Source organism: Limnohabitans sp. JirII-29 (genome assembly GCF_003063395.1).
GTDB lineage: Bacteria > Pseudomonadota > Gammaproteobacteria > Burkholderiales > Burkholderiaceae_C > Limnohabitans.
In genome coordinates, this window is sequence record NZ_NESB01000004.1 from 153,838 (window position 1) to 171,422 (window position 17,585).

Here is a 17,585-nt window from a genome sequence, read left to right on the forward strand (position 1 = left end):
TGATAGCCGGGATGCTATGCTGGCCCGACATGAAACTTATTTTGTCTTGGTTACTCCACGCCGTGGCCCTGCTGGCCCTGGCACATCTGTACAGCGGCGTTGAAGTCACGGGCTTTGGTGCGGCCATGGTGGCCGCCTTTGTCATTGGCTTGTTCAACTTAATCGTGCGCCCTGCGCTGGTGGTGCTCACGTTGCCGGTGACGTTTTTCACCCTTGGCCTGTTTTTGTTTGTCATCAATGCCCTGATGTTTTGGGCGGTGGCCGGCATCTTGGACGGCTTCCAGGTGCAAGGCTTTGGCGCGGCCTTGCTGGGCTCGCTGGTCTACTCAGCGTTTGGCGTGGTGATTGACTCAGCGCTCCAGCGCTTGTTCCCGCCGCAAATTCTCTAACTGGCGCAGGCGGGCATCGATGATGGATGCCTCGATGTGCCCGGCGCGGTCTAAGCGACCTTCACGCGCCAAACCCCTAGACAACTCTTGCGCCGCTTTGAAGCGGTCCACAGCCGCCGGGTAATCCAGCTCCATGGCACGCGCTTCGGCTTGCGCACGGATGGCGCGCAAGCTATCGCCTTGCAGCTCATAGGCCGACGCGAGCAGTTGCCAGGCCAAGGCATCACGTGGGCGCTGGTTCACCCACAGCATCAAGTCTTGACTGGCCAGTTTGGCTTGCACCACTTGCTTGGAAGCCAAACGACTTTGCGCCAACAGCAGATGGCCGGCACGGTCGTCTGCGGCCAGCACGCGAGCTTTGGACTCAATCACGCCAAGGGCCTGCGTGGCATCGCCCATGGCCAAGGCCAATTCGGTGCTGAGCAAGCGCACGGCGTATGCGGCGGGGGCATCTAAATTGGGCAAGGCCTGCAAGCGTGCCATGTGCTGTCGGGCAGAGGCCCATTCGCGCAACGCCATGTCAGCCATGGTGGCGCCATACAACGCCCCAGCCTGCTTGGCCACGGGAGCCGACGCCAAGTTGCTGGCCGAGCCTTGTGCGCTGATGGCACGCAAGGCGTCCACGCCAGGGCCCGTCAACACTTGGGCGCGTGCGGCCATCATGGCGTGTACCGCACGCAGGGCCAACGCAGGCCGCGCAGGCAACAGCTGCTGACGCACTTGGGCGTCGGCAATGCGCTCGTTGGTCATGGGATGGCTGCGCAGATAGGGGAAGGAACCGTTGTCGTTCAAACGCGCCGCTTGTTGCAGCTTTTCAAACATGGTGACAAAGCCTTGCGGCTCGAAACCAGCGCCGGTCATCACGCCATAGCCAATGCGGTCGGCCTCGCGCTCCATGTCACGCGAAAAATTCAACTGGCTTTGCATGGCGGCGGCTGAACCGCCCACCATGACGGCGTTGGCAGCACTCATGCCACTGGCACTGGGTGTTCGGCTGGCCGCCAGCATGCCCAAGATCATGGCCGCCACCACCATCGGGCCTTGTCGCCCTTGCTGCGCCATCATGCGGGCAATGTGGCGCTGGGTCACGTGGGTGAGTTCGTGCGCGAGCACCGAGGCCAACTCATCGGGGCTGGCCACGGCAGAGATCAGGCCCAAGTGCACGCCCAAATACCCGCCAGGCAGCGCAAAGGCGTTGATGCTGCGGTCGCGTATCAAGGCCACTTGCCAAGCAAACTGTTGCTCCAACTCCGGGGTGAGTTCACCGCGCTGTCTGGCTGAGTCCAACAGCACTTGCCAAATGGATTGCAGGTAGTCGCCCAGCACTGGGTCGTCGATGTAGTCGGGGTCGCGGTAGATTTCGCGTGCAATGCTCTCGCCCAAGCGACGCTCTGCACCCAGGGGTAATTCGGCACCGTCGCCCAAGTTGGGCAAACGGGTGGTGGCAGGCTGGGCGTGCACGGTGTTAAGCGGCAGCCCTAAGCTCACGCACAGCCCCAGCAAGCCCAGACGTTGCCAGCCAGCGCGGTGCAAAGAAGCAAAAACTGAAGCGTATGAAAGCATGGTGACAGAGACAGAAGGGCCGGGCCGTATGATGCGCCTGTCATGTTAACCCCCTGTGAATTTGCCCATGTCCACACTCACTCACTTTGATGCCCAAGGCCAAGCCCATATGGTGGATGTGGCCGACAAAGCCCACACGCGTCGGGTTGGCGTCGCCAGTGGCAGCATTCACATGCTTCCGGCCACGCTTGAACTGGTGAAAAGCGGCACCGCGAAAAAAGGCGACGTGCTGGGCATTGCTCGCATCGCAGGAATTCAAGCCGCCAAAAAGACCAGTGACTTGATTCCTCTGTGCCACCCCTTGGCGCTCACACGTGTTGCCGTGGCGTTTGCAATGAACGCCGACAACCACAGCATTGCGTGCACTGCGACGGTAGAAACCGTGGGGCAAACCGGCGTGGAGATGGAAGCACTGACCGCCGTGCAAATTGCATTGCTCACGATTTATGACATGTGCAAAGCCGTGGACCGCGGCATGACCATCACCGATGTGCGCTTGCTAGAGAAGCATGGGGGGAAGTCGGGGAGTTATGTAGGTCGGTGAGTCGGTCGTTCACATCACGCGGCTTGCAGCGTTTGGTGCGAAGCTTCAGAGGCGGTTGCCAGTAAGTCTTGCACCGTCACATCCGTCTCAATAGGAACAAACGCCAACGCCGCAGCATCTGAAACCGGGGCTGTGTTGCACATCTGGTTAAACAACAAAGCTTGGCGGACAACTTCTGCCACTTGTGCATCGGCTTCTGCTGCGGCAACACGTCCTGGTTCATAAGCCAACATCGCATCCGCCACCAGGCCTGTGCTGCCGTCTGTGCGCGTGAAGGCGGCATTGCCCATCACCACCGCATCGCTTTCGCCGCTGCCACTGTTGGCCAACAACGTCCCTGCATCACGCATTTGGCCATCCGACTTCAGGTTGATGCTGGCAATATTTAGCTCGCTCAGTGTTTTGAATTCGTTCGCATCCGTCTTGCCATTGCCGTTGGCGTCTTGCCAAACAGCGAACTCTGCAAACTTGTCATCCCCTGCATCAAGTAGACCATTGCCGTTGGTGTCTAGCGCTTGCAAACCTTCTAGATCGGTTTGGGCATCGGCCTTGAGGGTTTGAAAACCGAACTCTGAAGCATCTGTGATTTGATGGTTGTGGTCTTTGTCCCACACCAACACGCCATCGTCGTTGCCTGCCCAGGCCATCTTGTCTTGAATGCCGTCAAAGTTAACATCCATCGTGACGTTGGAGCTTTGCAGAGAGGTGAAATGAACGCCGTCACCGTTGAGGTCTAGGATGACGGGGGGGGAGTAGTAGCCTGTGTGGTCAGAATAGGCGTAGTAATTTTGGAACCATGGGCTGTACCACTCTGCTATGCCGAAATAACAAATATTCTCTACGCCTGTATCGTCAACAACATGCCATGCAGTTTTCAAACCCTCCCCATATCCTCTATAAAAAAAATAACCATCAGCCCCTGTTCTGTTTAGGGACATATTTGACGATCCATCGTACCAATCTCCTCCAATTTGGACGCTAACCGACACTAAATTCATCGATAAACCTGCTGGCAAACCATCGTCATTTATCGAAAAATAAAATTGACACCAATTAAAGGTGTAAGGCCATCTCTCTTCCATCACGCTTCCCGTCCAGTCGATGACAGGATAACGATTGGGCGGGGTAACTACATTTACATAAGCCGTCGCCCAAGTCTGCCCGCCGTGTCCGTCATCTGACAAATAATCAAACGATGCAGCGCCGGTAAATCCCGTCGTGGCTTGAAACTGCACTTCACCATTGACAATGGATGCATGGCCATTCGCATGGTCTCTGACGGCACTGACGGTCAACGAGTCGCCATCCACATCGCTGTCATTGCTGGTTAACTGACTGAAAGCAACCGTCATGGTTGTATTTTTATAAGTTTCAAACTGGTCATCCGCGGCCACCGGCGCATCGTTCACTGCGGCGACAGGAATGACTGCTTGCACTACGGCTGATTCAGCCCCTGCGGAATCGCGCACTTTGTATTGAAACGATGCGTTGCCGTTGTAGTTGGCATTGGGCGTGAACACCACATTGCCATTACCGTCCAAACTGACCGAGCCTCCCGAAGCATTGCCAACCCAGCTCAAACTCAATGCGCTGCTTGCGTCATCAATGTCGCTGTCGTTGGCCAACAGGGTCGATTTATTGATATAAAAAACTGCATCCTCGCTAGCGCCTGTCACGATTTCGCCTTGCGCCGTTGGTGCATCATTCACGGCGCTGACAACAACCGTTGCGGTCACCGCATTGGACTCCAAACCATCGGGGTCTTTGACCCAGTAGGTGAATGTTGCATTGCCGTTGTAGTTGGTGTTCGGCGTGAACACCACATGACCACTGGCATTCAAATAGGCCGTGCCACCTGCACCCGACAGAACACGCGAAATGGTCAAGCTAGCTTGTGTGTTGTCTACGTCTGTGTCGTTTTGCAACAAGGCACTGCTCAATATCGTCAGCTGCTGATCCTCCACACCCTGAACCGTCTCACCCGTTGCCACAGGCGCATCGTTCACGCTCAGCAGTGTGATCGTGGCGGTAGCAGATGCAGTGCCGCCGTTGCCGTCATCCACGGTGTAATCAAAGCTTGCCGTGCCGTAGTAGTTGGCGTCGGGTACAAAAGAAATGGTGCCATCCGCATTGAGGGTCACGCTGCCGTGCCGTGCATTTGAAACGGCTTTGATGGTGAGCACTTGTCCGTCCATTGCCGCATCCACGTCACTGTCGTTTTTAAGCAGGTCGCTCTGATTGAGCAGCAAATTTGAATCTTCCGATGAGCTGATGGTTTCGCCTGTTGCGACAGGCGCATCGTTGACAGCGGTGATGGTGAATGCTGCCGTTGCCTGTGACAAGGCACCACTTTGATCGAGGACCTGGTACACAAAGCTTGCCACCCCGTGGTAGTTGGCATCTGGCGTAAAAACAATCTCGCCATTGACCAAGGCCACGGAGCCGTGCGTGGCGTTGCCCACCGCAGATACGGTCAAGACATCGTTCGTACCGCCCAATAAAGCATTGGTGCTATCCGCGTCGGTGTCGTTGGATAACAGTTTGGCAAAACTGATGTGCAACGCGTTGTCTTCCGCGCTACCGCTCAAACTGTCATCGGATGCAACAGGTACGTCGTTGATCTGAGCCACATTGATCGACACGGTGCCTGTTGAAGTTCCGCCCGCACCATCGCTCACGGTGTATTGAAAACTTGCAACACCGAAATAGTTTGCATCGGGCGTGAAAGCAATGCGTCGGCTGCCATCGGCTTGCGTAACGAACCCCACCGTGCCATGCGTGGCGTTGCTGACTGCGGTGATGCTCAGCACCTGACCATCGGTTGCCATGTCTACATCGGTGTCGTTGGTTAGCAAATCAGATGGGATAAACCAAAGCGTGGTGTCTTCGTTGGTACTGACTGTTTCGCCCGTCACAACTGGCACATCATTGACGGCGTTAACGGTAATGCTCACGCTGGCGTCTGTGGTGCCGCCGTTGCCATCACTCACGGTGTAGGTGAAGCTGGCTGTGCCGTGGTAGTTGGCGTTGGGGATGAAGCGGATGTCGCCGTTGGCGAGCATGCTCACCGTGCCATTTGTCGCGCCTGATACGGCGGTGATGGTTAGCACTTGGCCGTCGGTGGCCGTGTCTACGTCGCTGTCATTGGCTAGCAACTGCTTTTGTGTGAAGGTCAACCCGGTGTCTTCGTCTGTGGTGCTGATCTCGCCCACTGTGACAGGCGCGTCGTTGACAGCTGCAAGGTTGATGGTGGCCACTGCGGTGGCATATCCACCATTGCCATCACTCACGGTGTAGTTGAAACTCGCCACGCCGTGGTAGTTGGCGTCTGGCGTGAACTGCACGGTTTGCGTGCCGTCTGCGTTGTTGATCAAACTCACAGCGCCGTGGGTCTGCCCGCTAATGCTGCTCACCGAACTCAAGCTCAGGACTTGGCCATCGGTGATGGTGTCTACGTCACTGTCGTTGGCTAGCAGTTTGCTGGCTGCTATGTAGAGCGTGGTGTCTTCGTTGGTACTTGTGCTTTCTCCTAGCACCACGGGTATGTCGTTGACCGCATTGACGGTGATGCTCACGCTGGCGTCTGTGGTGCCTCCGTTGCTGTCGCTCACGGTATAGGTGAAGCTGGCTGCACCGTGGTAATTGGCGTTGGGGATGAAGCGGATGTCACCGTTGGCTAGCATGCTCACCGTGCCGTTGGTAGCCCCCGAGACTGCGGTGATGGTTAGCACTTGGCCGTCGGTGGCGGTGTCTACGTCGCTGTCGTTATCTAAGAGTTGCGCCTGGGTAAAGAAGATGGCGGTGTCTTCGTCTGTGCTAGCGATCTCGCCCACTGTAACCGGCGCATCGTTAACAGCTGCAAGGTTGATGGTGGCAAGGGCGGTGGCGTACCCCCCGTTGCCGTCGCTGACCGTGTAGTTGAAACTCGCTACACCGTGGTAGTTGGCGTCGGGGGAGAACTGCACAGTTTGTGTGCCGTCTGCGTTGGTCACCAAACTCACTGTGCCGTGGGTTTTGCCACTGATGCTGCTAACAGCACTCAAGCTCAGCACTTGGCCATCTGTGGCTGTGTCTACGTCACTGTCGTTGGCCAGCAAGGTCGCGGCATCAATAGAAAGCGTTGTGTCTTCGTTCGTATTCTCAGACTCGCCTTGGACGACGGGTATGTCGTTGACAGCCCCAATGCTTAAAGTCACCGTGTTGGTACTTGTGGCACCGAAAGTATCTGTCACCACATAGTCAAAAGTCGCTAAGCCGTGGTAATTGGCATCCGGCAAAAACTCAATTTGTCCTGAAGTCAACAAGCGCACTGTGCCGTGACTGGCATTGCCCACACTTTGCACCGACAGGCTGTCGCCATCCGTCAACACATCGTTGTCGGTGTCGTTGGCCAATACGTCCGCTTGTTCAAGAATGATGAGTGTGTCTTCCGTGCCATCAAAGCTGTCACTCTGACTGACTGGCGCGTCGTTGACGGCACTCACGCCCGCCACAACAAACGCGGTGCTGGTGGCACCGGATGTATCGGTTATTTCGTAACTGAACCTAACATTGCCGTGGTATTGCGCATCGGGCACGAGGTTGATCGTGCCATCCGTGTTGAGGGTGACAGTGCAATGCAAGGCATCAAACACCCGACTGATGGTGAGGACTTCGCCATCGGTCGCAATGTCGTTGTCGGTGTCATTTGCTAACAGCTGTTTTGAGGTCAGCACGATGGCGCTGTCTTCTTGGGTGACAAACACATCACCCAACGCTTTCGGGCTATCGTTGACTGCAAGCACCGTCAAATTAACGCTCGCGTCTGTGGTGCCGCCGTTGCTGTCGCTCACGGTGTAGGTGAAGTTGGCTGCGCCGTGGTAGTTGGCGCTGGGGATGAACCGGATGTCGCCGTTGGCCAGCATGCTCACCGTACCATTTGTCGCGCCTGATACGGCGGTGATGGTTAGCACTTGGCCGTCGGTGGCGGTGTCTACATCACTGTCGTTGGCAAGCAACTCGGCTTGGCTGAACACGATGGCTGTGTCTTCATCCACACTGGCTGTGTCTTGTTGGGTAACGGGAGCGTCGTTCACGGCGCTGACGTCTACATTGACTGTGGCGGTGGTGCTGCCGTTGTTGCTTGCCTCGTTGCCGTCGTTGACGATGTAGGTGAATTGGGCAATGCCATGGAAATTGCTGTCCGGCACAAAACGGATGCGTCCATCTGCCAACAAGGTTGCCGTGCCGTTCTGTGCGGCGGCAATGCCTGTGATGTTCAGCACCTGACCATCGGTGGCCGTGTCCACATCGCTGTCGTTGCTCAGCAAGTCTGCCACGTTGAAATAGATGGCTGTGTCTTCTTGTGTCTGCCCTGTTTCACCCTGCGTTACAGGCGCATCGTTGACAGCAGCAATCACCAGCGTCGTGCTGCCCGTGGTGCTCAAACCATATTGGTCTGTCACGGTGTAGGTGAAGCTGGCCTCGCCGTGGAAGTTGGTGTTGGGCATGAACACCACCACGCCGTCGTTCAAGCTGACTTGCCCGTTCACCGCATCTGCAACGGCTGTGATGGTGAGTGCGGGTGCATTGGGGTCTGCGCTGGCGTTGGGGGTGCTGTCGTTGGCCAACAAAACGTCTTGGCTCAAACGCAGCACCACATCCTCTGTACCGGGCAAAGTTTCGCCAATGACGACGGGGTAATCCAGCGTCAGACCAATAGCGGCATTCGCACTCGCACTCACGCTAGACGTGGTGGATGTTGCGTCTGTCGATGTTGTCGATGTTGCTGGTGCACTGCTGGCAGCAGGCGTACTGTCTGAACTGGCTTTGCTGCTGGTTGCGCTGCTGATCACCACCGCCTTGACCACCACCACAGGTGCAGCCTCTGTCACAGGGCTGACGGGCGTTGACGAAACAAAAACAGGCGATGCGTTACTGGATGTGGTTGTAGATGTGGCTGCGGTTTGCACCGTCTGCACCCCTTGCATCAGCGACACGGGCGCAGAGAACACCTCGGCCTGTTTGACGACCACTTCTGCGGGCATGGATGGTGCAGGTGACGTGTTTGAGCTTGCGCCTGAAGTCGGCAAGGTGGTGGTGAACTGGTTGTTGGTGCTCACCGCGTTGGCGCTGCTGCTGCTGCTTGGGTTGGCGTTGCTGCCAGCGCTGACCAGATTGGCCTGCACCGCTGCCGCCTCTGCCGCACTGGCGGTGGCCCCTAAACCGACCGCGCCTAAAACCCCCAAACCCGCCGCCCCAAACATGCTGCTGCCCGCGCTCTCAATCATGTCTTGTGTGACAAGGCGAATTTCATTGGTCGACGACGCCTGGGTGCTGGGCACGAAGGCCAGCCGCGTCTCTGGCACGCGGATGCTATTGGCAGCTGGGCTAGGTGTTGGAACTGCATCACTCTTGATTCGACTGTCGCCCGCCACAAAGGTGACCTGCGCGTTGGGCTTGACTGTGGCTTGGGTGGGTGCATCACTGACCACCCGCGCATCCCCAGCCGCGACGGTGCTTTGTGTGGTTTGATTTGCTGCTGCTTTGACAGGGCCGAAATCTGTGGTGCCTGTCGCCGTTGTCTGTGTGGGTGCACCCTCCACATTGCCACCGCCTTGCCTGTGTGCTTCTTGCTCTGCGGTGCCTTCCCAGTCGCCCGTGCGCAAGGCTTGCTGCTCATAAGTTTGTTCGCGCTTGTCCACCCAGCGTGTGCCACCTTCATCGGTGATCTGCACTTGGCCTTGGTAGCCTTCGTGTTCCAAGACCGTGCCTGCGTCTAGGGTGCGCAGCGTACCGTCGGGGTTGACTTCTCGTATCTGCGTGAATTTGATGCCCTCTGTGTCTGCTTTGAGGGTTTGTGCTGTCAGCGCATCGGTGTGACCGTCGGCATAAGTCACTTGGCCTGTTTTGAAGTTGATGCTGCTGATGTGCTGGCTAGCCAAACTGCTGACTTCGTTGCCTGATTGAACACCATCTTGGTTGACATCGACCCACAGTTTGATGGCGGCAAACGCCGGGTCGCTCTTGTCAATCGTTCCGTCCCCGTTCGCATCTAACCACTCGATATTGTTGCGTTGCAAGTCTGCGTTGGCATTGGCCAGTCGTGCTGCGTCAGTGGGATTGCCTTCGCTGGTGTTGCCGCCTAAGTTCAAGATGTCTCGCGTCTGAATGACGCCATCACCATTGAAGTCAATGGTCAGCACCGCTTGCAAGTTGCCTGCGCTGTCTGTGGCGGCCACTGCTTGGGTTTGCTCAAAATATCCATCGCCCTCGACATCGCGCAGCACTTGCGTGAGTTGGGTTTGGGCCGCTTGCACACCGGGGATGTCACCCAGGTGCAGCACCAGCGCACCAAATGTTTGGCTCTTGAAGTCGGCGCTTTCTGCTGCATTGCCTTGGAGGGCAAAGGCTTGGCTGCTGTCACTGGACAGTCCGCCTAAACCTGCATGCACTTCTCGATGAATTTGTTCGTCATTGGCACCTGTGTCTTGCAAGTGCTGCACGCGCTCTTGCAGCGTCTGCACTTGCCATGCAGGAGCGAGGCCGCCGTTGTTGCTCAAAGTTTCCAGTAATTTCTGCGCAATGCTCTCGCTAAATATAGGCTCATGGAATGTGGTGCCATCGGTCATGGTGACCTCTAGCCACGCACCACCTGTTTGGCTGCTGTAGCCGATGCGCGGAATCAAGTACGGGTTGATGGCCACGTCGTCTGCGCTGCTGGGGTTCTTCTCGTTGATGGCTTGCACCACAGCTTCGAGCAAGCTCTGCACACCTGTGGCCAAGTTGTTGGCCACATCACCACCGCCACTTTGGTTGTAGTCGATGGTGTGTTGGATGTTGCCGTTGGCATCCCAACTGAAATGCACAGCGCCATCTGGGGGTGGGGGTGGGTCGTCGTCGCCCCAGAGGCCGCCCAAAGCACCACCGATAAACCCGCCAATGGCTCCACCCAGTGGCCCACCAAAGTACATACCCACCAAGGTGCCAATGCTCTGCGCTGGGTTGTCTTCTAAATTGTTGAGCGCCAACGCTATGCTGACGTAGGGCACGGCATTAGACATGGCGTTGCTGGCTGCCGCACTCTCTAAAGCCGACTCTGCCGCCGCGTCAAAGGCCGCGCTGCTGGCAGCATCGACGGTGCTTTGCGCCATCATGTCGTCCATCATCTGTATGGCCGCATCGCTCATGTAGCTGCTGTACGCGTTCAACCCCATTTGCCCCACTTGCAAGCCGCTTTGCAGCGTCATCCACCCGTTGCCGCTGTCGAGGCCTTGCATGAGTCCCAGCACACTGGCAAAGCCACCCAAGTCGCCGGGTAGCTCTGCGCCTACAGCGTGGGCTGCGTTGTACGCACCCGTGAGTGCGCTGAGTTTGCCCACATCGCTCAATTGATCCCACTGCTGGAGGTTCATGAGTCCGTTGAACAAACCTATACCTTGCGCCACGCTTTGTAACTGGGCTTGGCTGTATTGCTCTTGGGTTTGTACGCTGCCTTGTTCGTTGATGTGTTGACTGACTTGAACGGTGTTGCCCTCTGCGTCGATGGCGCTGGCTTTGAGGTTCAAGTCGCCTGATGACGAGTGAACAATCTCGCCCACGATATTTCCGTCTGCGGTGGCTATCAATGCGCCGCCACCGGGCAATGTGTAGAAGGAGAGGGCTTTGTCGGTGCCTAGGCCTAGTTTGTTTATCTGCGCCGCGAGTGCGTCTTGTTGCGCTGTGGTGAGTTGGTCACCGTGACTGCTTAGGTAGTTGGTGAAGCTGTTGGTATTGGTGGATGCGTATGTATCGGGCAGAGTGCCGCTGGCGTCTGCTATTTGCGTGCCTTTGTCTGTGGGCACTTGTGGGTTGCTGAACACATCAAGGAGGTTTTCGTAAACCTGCGCTGCATCGCTGCCTGTTCTCAGTGCGTTGCTCACCTCACCCGTGACTGGGTCGTATTGCTGGACTTGATCGCTGGTGCCTGTACGCACTTGCACGATGCCTGTGTCTGGGTCGCGCTCCATCGTTTGACCTGCACCTGCGCTCAACAGCACATGACCGTCTTTGTCGAGCAATTGAGCCGTGACTGTGGTTTGGCCGTTTACCGTGGTGGATGTGCTGACTACGCTAGTGCCATCGGGGAGAGTGGCGTCGATTGAGTCGCCTGAAGGCGAATCAAACCCGATATTTCTGAATGCTTTTTTCAAATACTCTTCGCGACGCTCTGCGTCAGGCCTATTTAAGTCAGCCTGTAATGTGTGCCCTCGGAAATTTTGTAAATCCTCTTCTTTGAGTCCTCCGTCAGCAGACAACTGAATGGCATCTCCCACCATCTTGACGCTCTTACCCTTGAGATACGACATCATCAATCCATCGGGCTGTACACGACTATCGTCGATGCCGCTGAGGCCAAACTGATTTTGATAATCGAGCAAACGCAGCTGCAACTGTGGGTTATCCAAGATCGACTGCGCCACATCTGGACGTGTTTGTGCAACCTCGGAAATTAAGTTATCGAGATTGGTAATGTCCTTAGACAACGCCTTATCCGTAAAAGCATCAATCTTGTCTTGATTGTTCATCAAGCGTTGATTGAATTCAGCCAATGTAGGCGTAGGTATGGATGAGCCTTTGAGTGCTGTAATTTCTGAAGACGTAAAGCCCAATTCATTCTTCAAAAACACCTCAGCTTCCGTCGGTGTTTTAGCATTCTTACCCAAATCAAACTGTAATAAACCAAATGAATAGGTGCTTTGCCCACCCGCTTGGCTGAACTTGTACAAAGAATTGGTGTTACCAGAAAGCTCCGTTTGCATCAACACCGAGCGCAACTGCTGCGTCAGCAATTGTTTTTGTGAATCAGAGAAGTTACCAGTCATCATTCACTCCTCAATGGGTTCAGCTCAATGCTGCGATCTTTGTTCAAAGGCGATACACCACGAAACCATTGAGCTTCGTTTTTAAAATTCGTTTTTGAATGGATTTGCGCATTCAAATAGCCCACACGCCTGGGAAAGAATCTGGAATCTAGGCCATTGGGCATCACAGCTTGTTCACGCTCATTGCAAAGCAGCTCAACTGGCTCTTGCCCAGCCCGTTCGACCACCATGCCTGCACCATCGTAAAGACCACGATAAATCCAATCTGTGATTTGATAAAAAAAAGTGTATGTGTATGCCCCTTTTTGAAAAGCAATCTCTGTGTATGACCCCTGAGGAAGGGTCATCGCGTGTTTTGTTTGAAATTTAATCGCAGCTTGCTGCCGCCAATACATGGAGCCTGTAGTGCTTTTCATTTGTTGAGGTTTCTGCACATCAAGTGCTGAAACCCGAAAAGCTTTAACCACAGGCATAGGACGACTTGGATATTCCATCTCGGGTGGCTGACCTGCAACACCAATGCGATAAGTCATGTGCCCCTTAACTGCGGTGTAACGAGGTGTGGCACAAAAGGAAATATATTTTTTCCCAGTCATGCAGGAAAACACCACTTCTTCACCTTCCTTGCAAAGGTGCGGAATTTCTGTACCGTCGTCATTGGCAAATGACAGGGTGGAAACGGTCAATAAAAGCCACGTCCAAGTCAAAAAAATCAATTGTTTTAAGTTCGATTTATATAGCTTTACGTTTTCTGCTTTCATGCTGTAGCTCTCATGCAATCGTCATTCGATGCTTGTGCATTGGCTTGTTGTTCGTAGGCCCCACCTGCCCCTGAGTGCAACGGTACCTCTGTTTGTTCTTGTTGCAAGGCTTGCTGGTAATGCGCCAACACGGTTTGCACTTGCCACGCGGGGGCGATGGCGCTTTGTGCGTGTTGCACGAAGTCGCCACTCAAGGTCTCGCCACTGTCGTCGCCCCGGTTGCCTGCACCGTCGTAGAAGCGGGTTTGGGTTTGTCCCTGTTCGTCGATCCACTGCAAGTACATGAAGCCTCTGGCCCCGTTGGCCAGGTTGTAGCCATCGGGGTCGTATTTAAAGCCCACGCTGGGTAGCAGGTTGGGGATGAGGGCCAGCCCCAAGCCATCGCTTGCGTTGTGTTGGCTGTTGTAGCTCTGTAGCTGTGTTTGCAGCCCGTCCACCAAGCTGCTCATCCAGCTATTGGCGGTGGAGCCACCACCTTCTGCGTCTTGGGTGGTGATGATTTGGGTCTGACCCTGTGCATCCCACTGCGCATGGGCCAAGCCTTGCCGCATGGGGATGTCGTCGCCGCCGAAGAGGCCGCCCAAAGCACCACCGATCATGCCGCCTATAGCTCCACCAATAGCTGCTCCAATTGGCCCGCCCATGACAGCACCAATGTCTTCACCAATGTAGGTGCCCAACATCGTGCCTGCTGCAACTTCGGGGTTGTCTTCAAAGTTGCGAATGGCCAATGCGTAGCTCAGGTAAGGCACCGACTCGCCCGCAGCCGTGTTGCCAAAGGCCTCGTTCATGGCGTTGTCCAGCGCACGGTCACTGACCACGTTGATGCCGTTGGCAATGATCAGGCTGTCTCCGCTTTGCAGGCCTTGCGCCAAACTGAGCCAGCCTGCGGCTGCGTCTAAGTCGCCTGGCAGGTTGTTGCCCGTGGCACCAAAGGCTTCTCCCAATTTGTCGGTGGCGTTGTACAAGTTGACCAAGGCGCTAAGCTTGCCCACATCGCTCAAGTGGTCCCAGTTGTTGGCAGCCATGAGGCTGTTGAAGAGGGCGCTGGCTTGTTGTTGGGCTTGGGTGTTGTACTGATCTTGGGTTAGAACGCTGCCTTGTTCGTTGATGTGTTGGTTGACTTCTACCGTGTTGCCACTGGCATCGATGGCGGTGGCTTTGAGGCTGAGGTCACCCGTGCTGCTGCGGTTAATCTCGCCCACGATGTCGCCGTCTGCGGTGGCTATCAATGCACCGCCACCGGGCAATGTGTAGAAGGAAAGGGCTTTGTCGGTGCCTAGGCCTAGTTTGTTTATCTGCGCCGCGAGTGCGTCTTGTTGCGCGGTGCTGAGAGTACTTCCTTGCGTGTCTAGGTAGTGGGTGAAAGTGTTGGTGTTGGCATTGGTGGGGGCGGGTGTATCGGGCAACGTGCCGCTGGCGTCCGATTCGCTTTGTTGTATGTTTTCTTGAGCTTTGTGAACTTGGTCGCTTTGCAAGTCCATGCCGTTCACAGAGTCGGCGCTATAAATATTGACCTCTGGAGTTCCCCGAGGGTCTTGCAAAGACGTCAACAATTCACTCTGCGAAAGAAGCCGGCGTTCACCACTTACGGTTGTTTCGATGACCTGAGGAGAGCTTGCATCTTGTGCGTGTGCCAGATGTATTCGATTGCCACTTTGCACAACTACCGCCACGGGTTGCATTTCACCGTCAACAACCTCGCGATCAAAAAAAGCGATGGCTTTGCCACTTTTATCGACCAACGCTTGTATTTGCCATGTGCTGCTCGATGAATCACCCGAAGAAATAGGTGCATAGGACACCGGCTTACCATCACGATCTAGAAACATGGTTTGCAATGTCAACGCGCCCGCATCAGCAATTTGCCCCTTGACACCTGCGAGCATGTACAAAGCATCTTCAATTTTTGCTGAGCTGTGTTCTGCCACGGTTTGCAATGCTTCCCCCGTGGCAAGTCCAGCTAGCGGGTTTGCTAAAAATGTGCCCAACGTTGCCAAAGCGTCTACACCACCCATTTGACCCAGCGCAGGAATAGGTACAACCTGTGTTTCTTGAAACTGTTCTCCGAGTTTGGCGATATTGGATGTGGTGACGTTTTGTATCTTCCCCGTGATGTCGTGCCCACTCTCAGGCTGGCCATTTTCAAGTGCGATTTGTTTGAATTGCGGCGTATCAATCAAACGTGCCGCACCAGGCGCATCTTGTACTTGTGCGTCAACACCGTACATCTTGGCCACCACTTGAGCCAACATGCCGCCTAGGCTGTGGCCCGTGGCTAGGGTGGTGATGGCTGGGCGATCAGAAAGGTTTATGTCTTCCGAATCCGAGTAATCTTTAACCGCTTTTGCTGCCGCCCCTTGGGCCTGTTTCATGTAAGCAGCCGCATCGGTGAACTGCCCATTCCAAGTGCCGTTGGCTGCTGCTTTGAGTGCTGTGGTTAAGTCAGTGGTTGAATCACTCCCTCGATAGGCCACCACCAGCTCACCTGTTTTGGGGTTCACATACGCACTGGCGGCAAAGTCGGGGGATTGGGGATTAACAAGCTTCACATCTAATGGCTCAAACCCTGCGGGTGCAACGAACGGCGTTTTGTTGTCATAGGCCCCGCGTGCAAAGGTCGCGGCCTGAACAGCCTTGCCACTCACGCTTGATAAATTCAAATCGCTCATGGCTTATCTCCCTTGGGCATGCCTTCCCACACCCCTTTGTAAAAGTTGTGCTCTTGCTCACGGTCTTGTTTAACCACTTCGCCTGCACGCGAACTCCAAGCAGCAGGCAAATAAATTTCGTACAAAACCTTTTCTACCTTGAGTGTCATTTTGTCGATCACACTCAACTCCAGTGTTTGTCCTTTGACAAATGGATGCCCCCCGCAACCATGGTCAAGTTTGAGGTAGCTGTAACGGCCATGAATCTCTCGGTCATAAGCCATGGTTTGCAAACGCCCGGTCCCGTGCGGCGTGCCTGCCGATTTCCAGAACAAATCTTTTCCTGTTTCTGGATCGGTGAAGGGTGTGCGAGAAAAGAAAATATTCGGCTTTCTACTTGGTACTCTCGTTAGGCGATCGATTCCGATGAACCCACCATGATCGACCGAAGTCGCGCGATCCACATTGAAATCCACAACTGGCGACCCATCCCGCCAAGGCAGCTTTTGAACAGTGCGATCAAAGTACAACTCCAACACACAGTTCATCACTGGGCTGCATGCATTTTTGTTTCCGCCCCAACCACAGTCTTGTTCTGCGCCTTCAGGTTCGCGTCTGAATGCTGCGGCCACTACGCCTTTGAGTTCATCGCTGGCCCATTCCATCGGCATGCCCGTGTCCCGTGCCACCGCTGTCGTGTACACCCAAATATTGGGATCGCGCCGAAACACACCACCGTTCCCTCCATGCTCGCGTTCGTAACGCGACATTTTTTTCGCAGGTTCAGCAGGTGTCTGTGCAAAGGCTTCGACTGCGCTCAATGCTGAAAGAACAACAAGGACGTATTGGGTCAAATTTCTCATGCAGCTCTCCAATGCAATCGTCATTGGCTGCTTGTTCGAAATTACATAAAAAGAACTACTAGCTCAAGACAATTTAAGAAATTAAACTATCTGAGCTAGACACTGAATTTAAGTGCCTCTTTTCTTTACTGCTACCGTTGGTGTTGCACGGTAGGTTCGCGCTTTCGCTTTCAGCGTGCGCCGGTGAGCTGTTTTACTCAGCCGACTGTGCCTGCGCCCATATCTTGAGGTATTTGTAATAGCTGGTCTCTGCGTTAGAGATGGCCAAAGCAAGGCCATGCCCTCCGTCCAAAAAGCCTGCACGCAGCACATAGGTACGAAAGAATGCCCATGCACCGTGCCCAACGGCGCTGCCCACAGTGGCGCGCTTGCCACGCGCCAATGCTTGCTTGGCCGAGGCAGTGGAATAAGCATCCACTTTGGCCAGAACTTGCGAAAAATCGCGGTAGCTGTAATGCAACAAATCGTTTTGAAGTTGCTTGCATGGCAAGGTGGTCACCACACGTTCGTGCACCAGGTCTTGAGAGAACTGCGCCTGCAGGCGAGGGAACAAACGCAACACATGGTCTGGCCGCCAGCCCGCGTGGTGCATGAATTTTCCGCAGTACCAAGACAGGCGCGGAATTTCGTACGCAGCAGCTTGCGTAGAAGACGCCAACGCCTGGCGAATCTCGATGGCCAAAGCTGGTGTCACACGTTCATCGGCATCGATGGACAACACCCAGTCGCAGGTGGCCATATTGAGGGCACGATTTTTTTGTGGGCCAAATCCCGGCCATCCATCGGGCTGCGCGACCTTGGCACCATGACGCAGCGCAATGGCCACCGTGTCATCGGTGCTGTGGCTATCGACCACCACAATTTCGTCCACCCAGCCTTTGAGTGACATCAAGCAGTCGTCTAAATTGTGCGCTTCGTTGCGGGTGATCACGATGACCGAGAGGGTTGGGGCACGAAGCGTCATCGGGCAAT

At 55.2% G+C, this 17,585-nt stretch carries 8 protein-coding genes; 2 read left to right on the plus strand and 6 right to left on the minus strand.

The window, feature by feature from the left end; genetic code table 11:
• The first annotated feature begins 29 nt into the window (after nucleotides 1-29).
• Nucleotides 30-389, plus strand: coding sequence for a phage holin family protein (locus B9Z39_RS08275; protein ID WP_108301497.1), 360 nt, complete (start codon nucleotides 30-32; stop codon nucleotides 387-389).
• Here B9Z39_RS08275 and B9Z39_RS08280 read toward each other — a convergent pair.
• On the minus strand, nucleotides 351-1,952 hold the full coding sequence (locus B9Z39_RS08280) for a M48 family metalloprotease (RefSeq protein ID WP_108301350.1): 1,602 nt from the start codon (nucleotides 1,950-1,952) through the stop codon (nucleotides 351-353). The two genes, B9Z39_RS08275 and B9Z39_RS08280, sit on opposite strands and share 39 nt — an antisense overlap.
• A gap of 67 nt (nucleotides 1,953-2,019) precedes the next feature.
• On the opposite strand from B9Z39_RS08280, the gene moaC reads away from it, so the two are divergent.
• Nucleotides 2,020-2,496, plus strand: a complete 477-nt coding sequence (gene moaC, locus B9Z39_RS08285) for a cyclic pyranopterin monophosphate synthase MoaC (RefSeq protein WP_108301351.1) — start codon at nucleotides 2,020-2,022, stop codon at nucleotides 2,494-2,496.
• A gap of 14 nt (nucleotides 2,497-2,510) precedes the next feature.
• Here the strand turns inward: moaC and B9Z39_RS08290 are convergent, their stop codons facing one another.
• The 5 genes from B9Z39_RS08290 to B9Z39_RS08310 all read right to left on the minus strand — a co-directional run bounded on the left by B9Z39_RS08290 (nucleotide 2,511) and on the right by B9Z39_RS08310 (nucleotide 17,577).
• On the minus strand, nucleotides 2,511-12,338 hold the full coding sequence (locus B9Z39_RS08290) for a cadherin-like domain-containing protein (protein ID WP_158269474.1): 9,828 nt from the start codon (nucleotides 12,336-12,338) through the stop codon (nucleotides 2,511-2,513).
• On the minus strand, nucleotides 12,338-13,099 hold the full coding sequence (locus B9Z39_RS08295; protein WP_108301353.1) for a hypothetical protein: 762 nt from the start codon (nucleotides 13,097-13,099) through the stop codon (nucleotides 12,338-12,340). The genes B9Z39_RS08290 and B9Z39_RS08295 overlap by 1 nt, the downstream gene beginning before the upstream one ends.
• Nucleotides 13,096-15,771 (minus strand): DUF2974 domain-containing protein, encoded by a 2,676-nt coding sequence (locus tag B9Z39_RS08300; protein WP_108301354.1) that lies wholly within the window; start codon nucleotides 15,769-15,771, stop codon nucleotides 13,096-13,098. Before B9Z39_RS08300 ends, B9Z39_RS08295 begins: the two co-directional genes overlap by 4 nt.
• On the minus strand, nucleotides 15,768-16,613 hold the full coding sequence (locus B9Z39_RS08305; RefSeq protein ID WP_146183299.1) for a hypothetical protein: 846 nt from the start codon (nucleotides 16,611-16,613) through the stop codon (nucleotides 15,768-15,770). Before B9Z39_RS08305 ends, B9Z39_RS08300 begins: the two co-directional genes overlap by 4 nt.
• 193 nt (nucleotides 16,614-16,806) lie before the next feature.
• The gene (locus B9Z39_RS08310; protein ID WP_108301356.1) at nucleotides 16,807-17,577 is read right to left on the minus strand and encodes a glycosyltransferase family 2 protein; all 771 of its coding nucleotides are present in this window, start codon (nucleotides 17,575-17,577) and stop codon (nucleotides 16,807-16,809) included.
• Nucleotides 17,578-17,585: the final 8 nt, after the last annotated feature.

Bases quoted from the DNA above. Each gene is read 5' to 3' on its own strand.
- B9Z39_RS08275 (WP_108301497.1), top strand. From the start codon at position 30: ATGAAACTTATTTTGTCTTGGTTACTCCACGCCGTGGCCCTGCTGGCC.
- B9Z39_RS08280 (WP_108301350.1), bottom strand. From the start codon at position 1,952: ATGCTTTCATACGCTTCAGTTTTTGCTTCTTTGCACCGCGCTGGCTGG.
- moaC (WP_108301351.1), top strand. From the start codon at position 2,020: ATGTCCACACTCACTCACTTTGATGCCCAAGGCCAAGCCCATATGGTG.
- B9Z39_RS08290 (WP_158269474.1), bottom strand. From the start codon at position 12,338: ATGACTGGTAACTTCTCTGATTCACAAAAACAATTGCTGACGCAGCAG.
- B9Z39_RS08295 (WP_108301353.1), bottom strand. From the start codon at position 13,099: ATGAAAGCAGAAAACGTAAAGCTATATAAATCGAACTTAAAACAATTG.
- B9Z39_RS08300 (WP_108301354.1), bottom strand. From the start codon at position 15,771: ATGAGCGATTTGAATTTATCAAGCGTGAGTGGCAAGGCTGTTCAGGCC.
- B9Z39_RS08305 (WP_146183299.1), bottom strand. From the start codon at position 16,613: ATGAGAAATTTGACCCAATACGTCCTTGTTGTTCTTTCAGCATTGAGC.
- B9Z39_RS08310 (WP_108301356.1), bottom strand. From the start codon at position 17,577: ATGACGCTTCGTGCCCCAACCCTCTCGGTCATCGTGATCACCCGCAAC.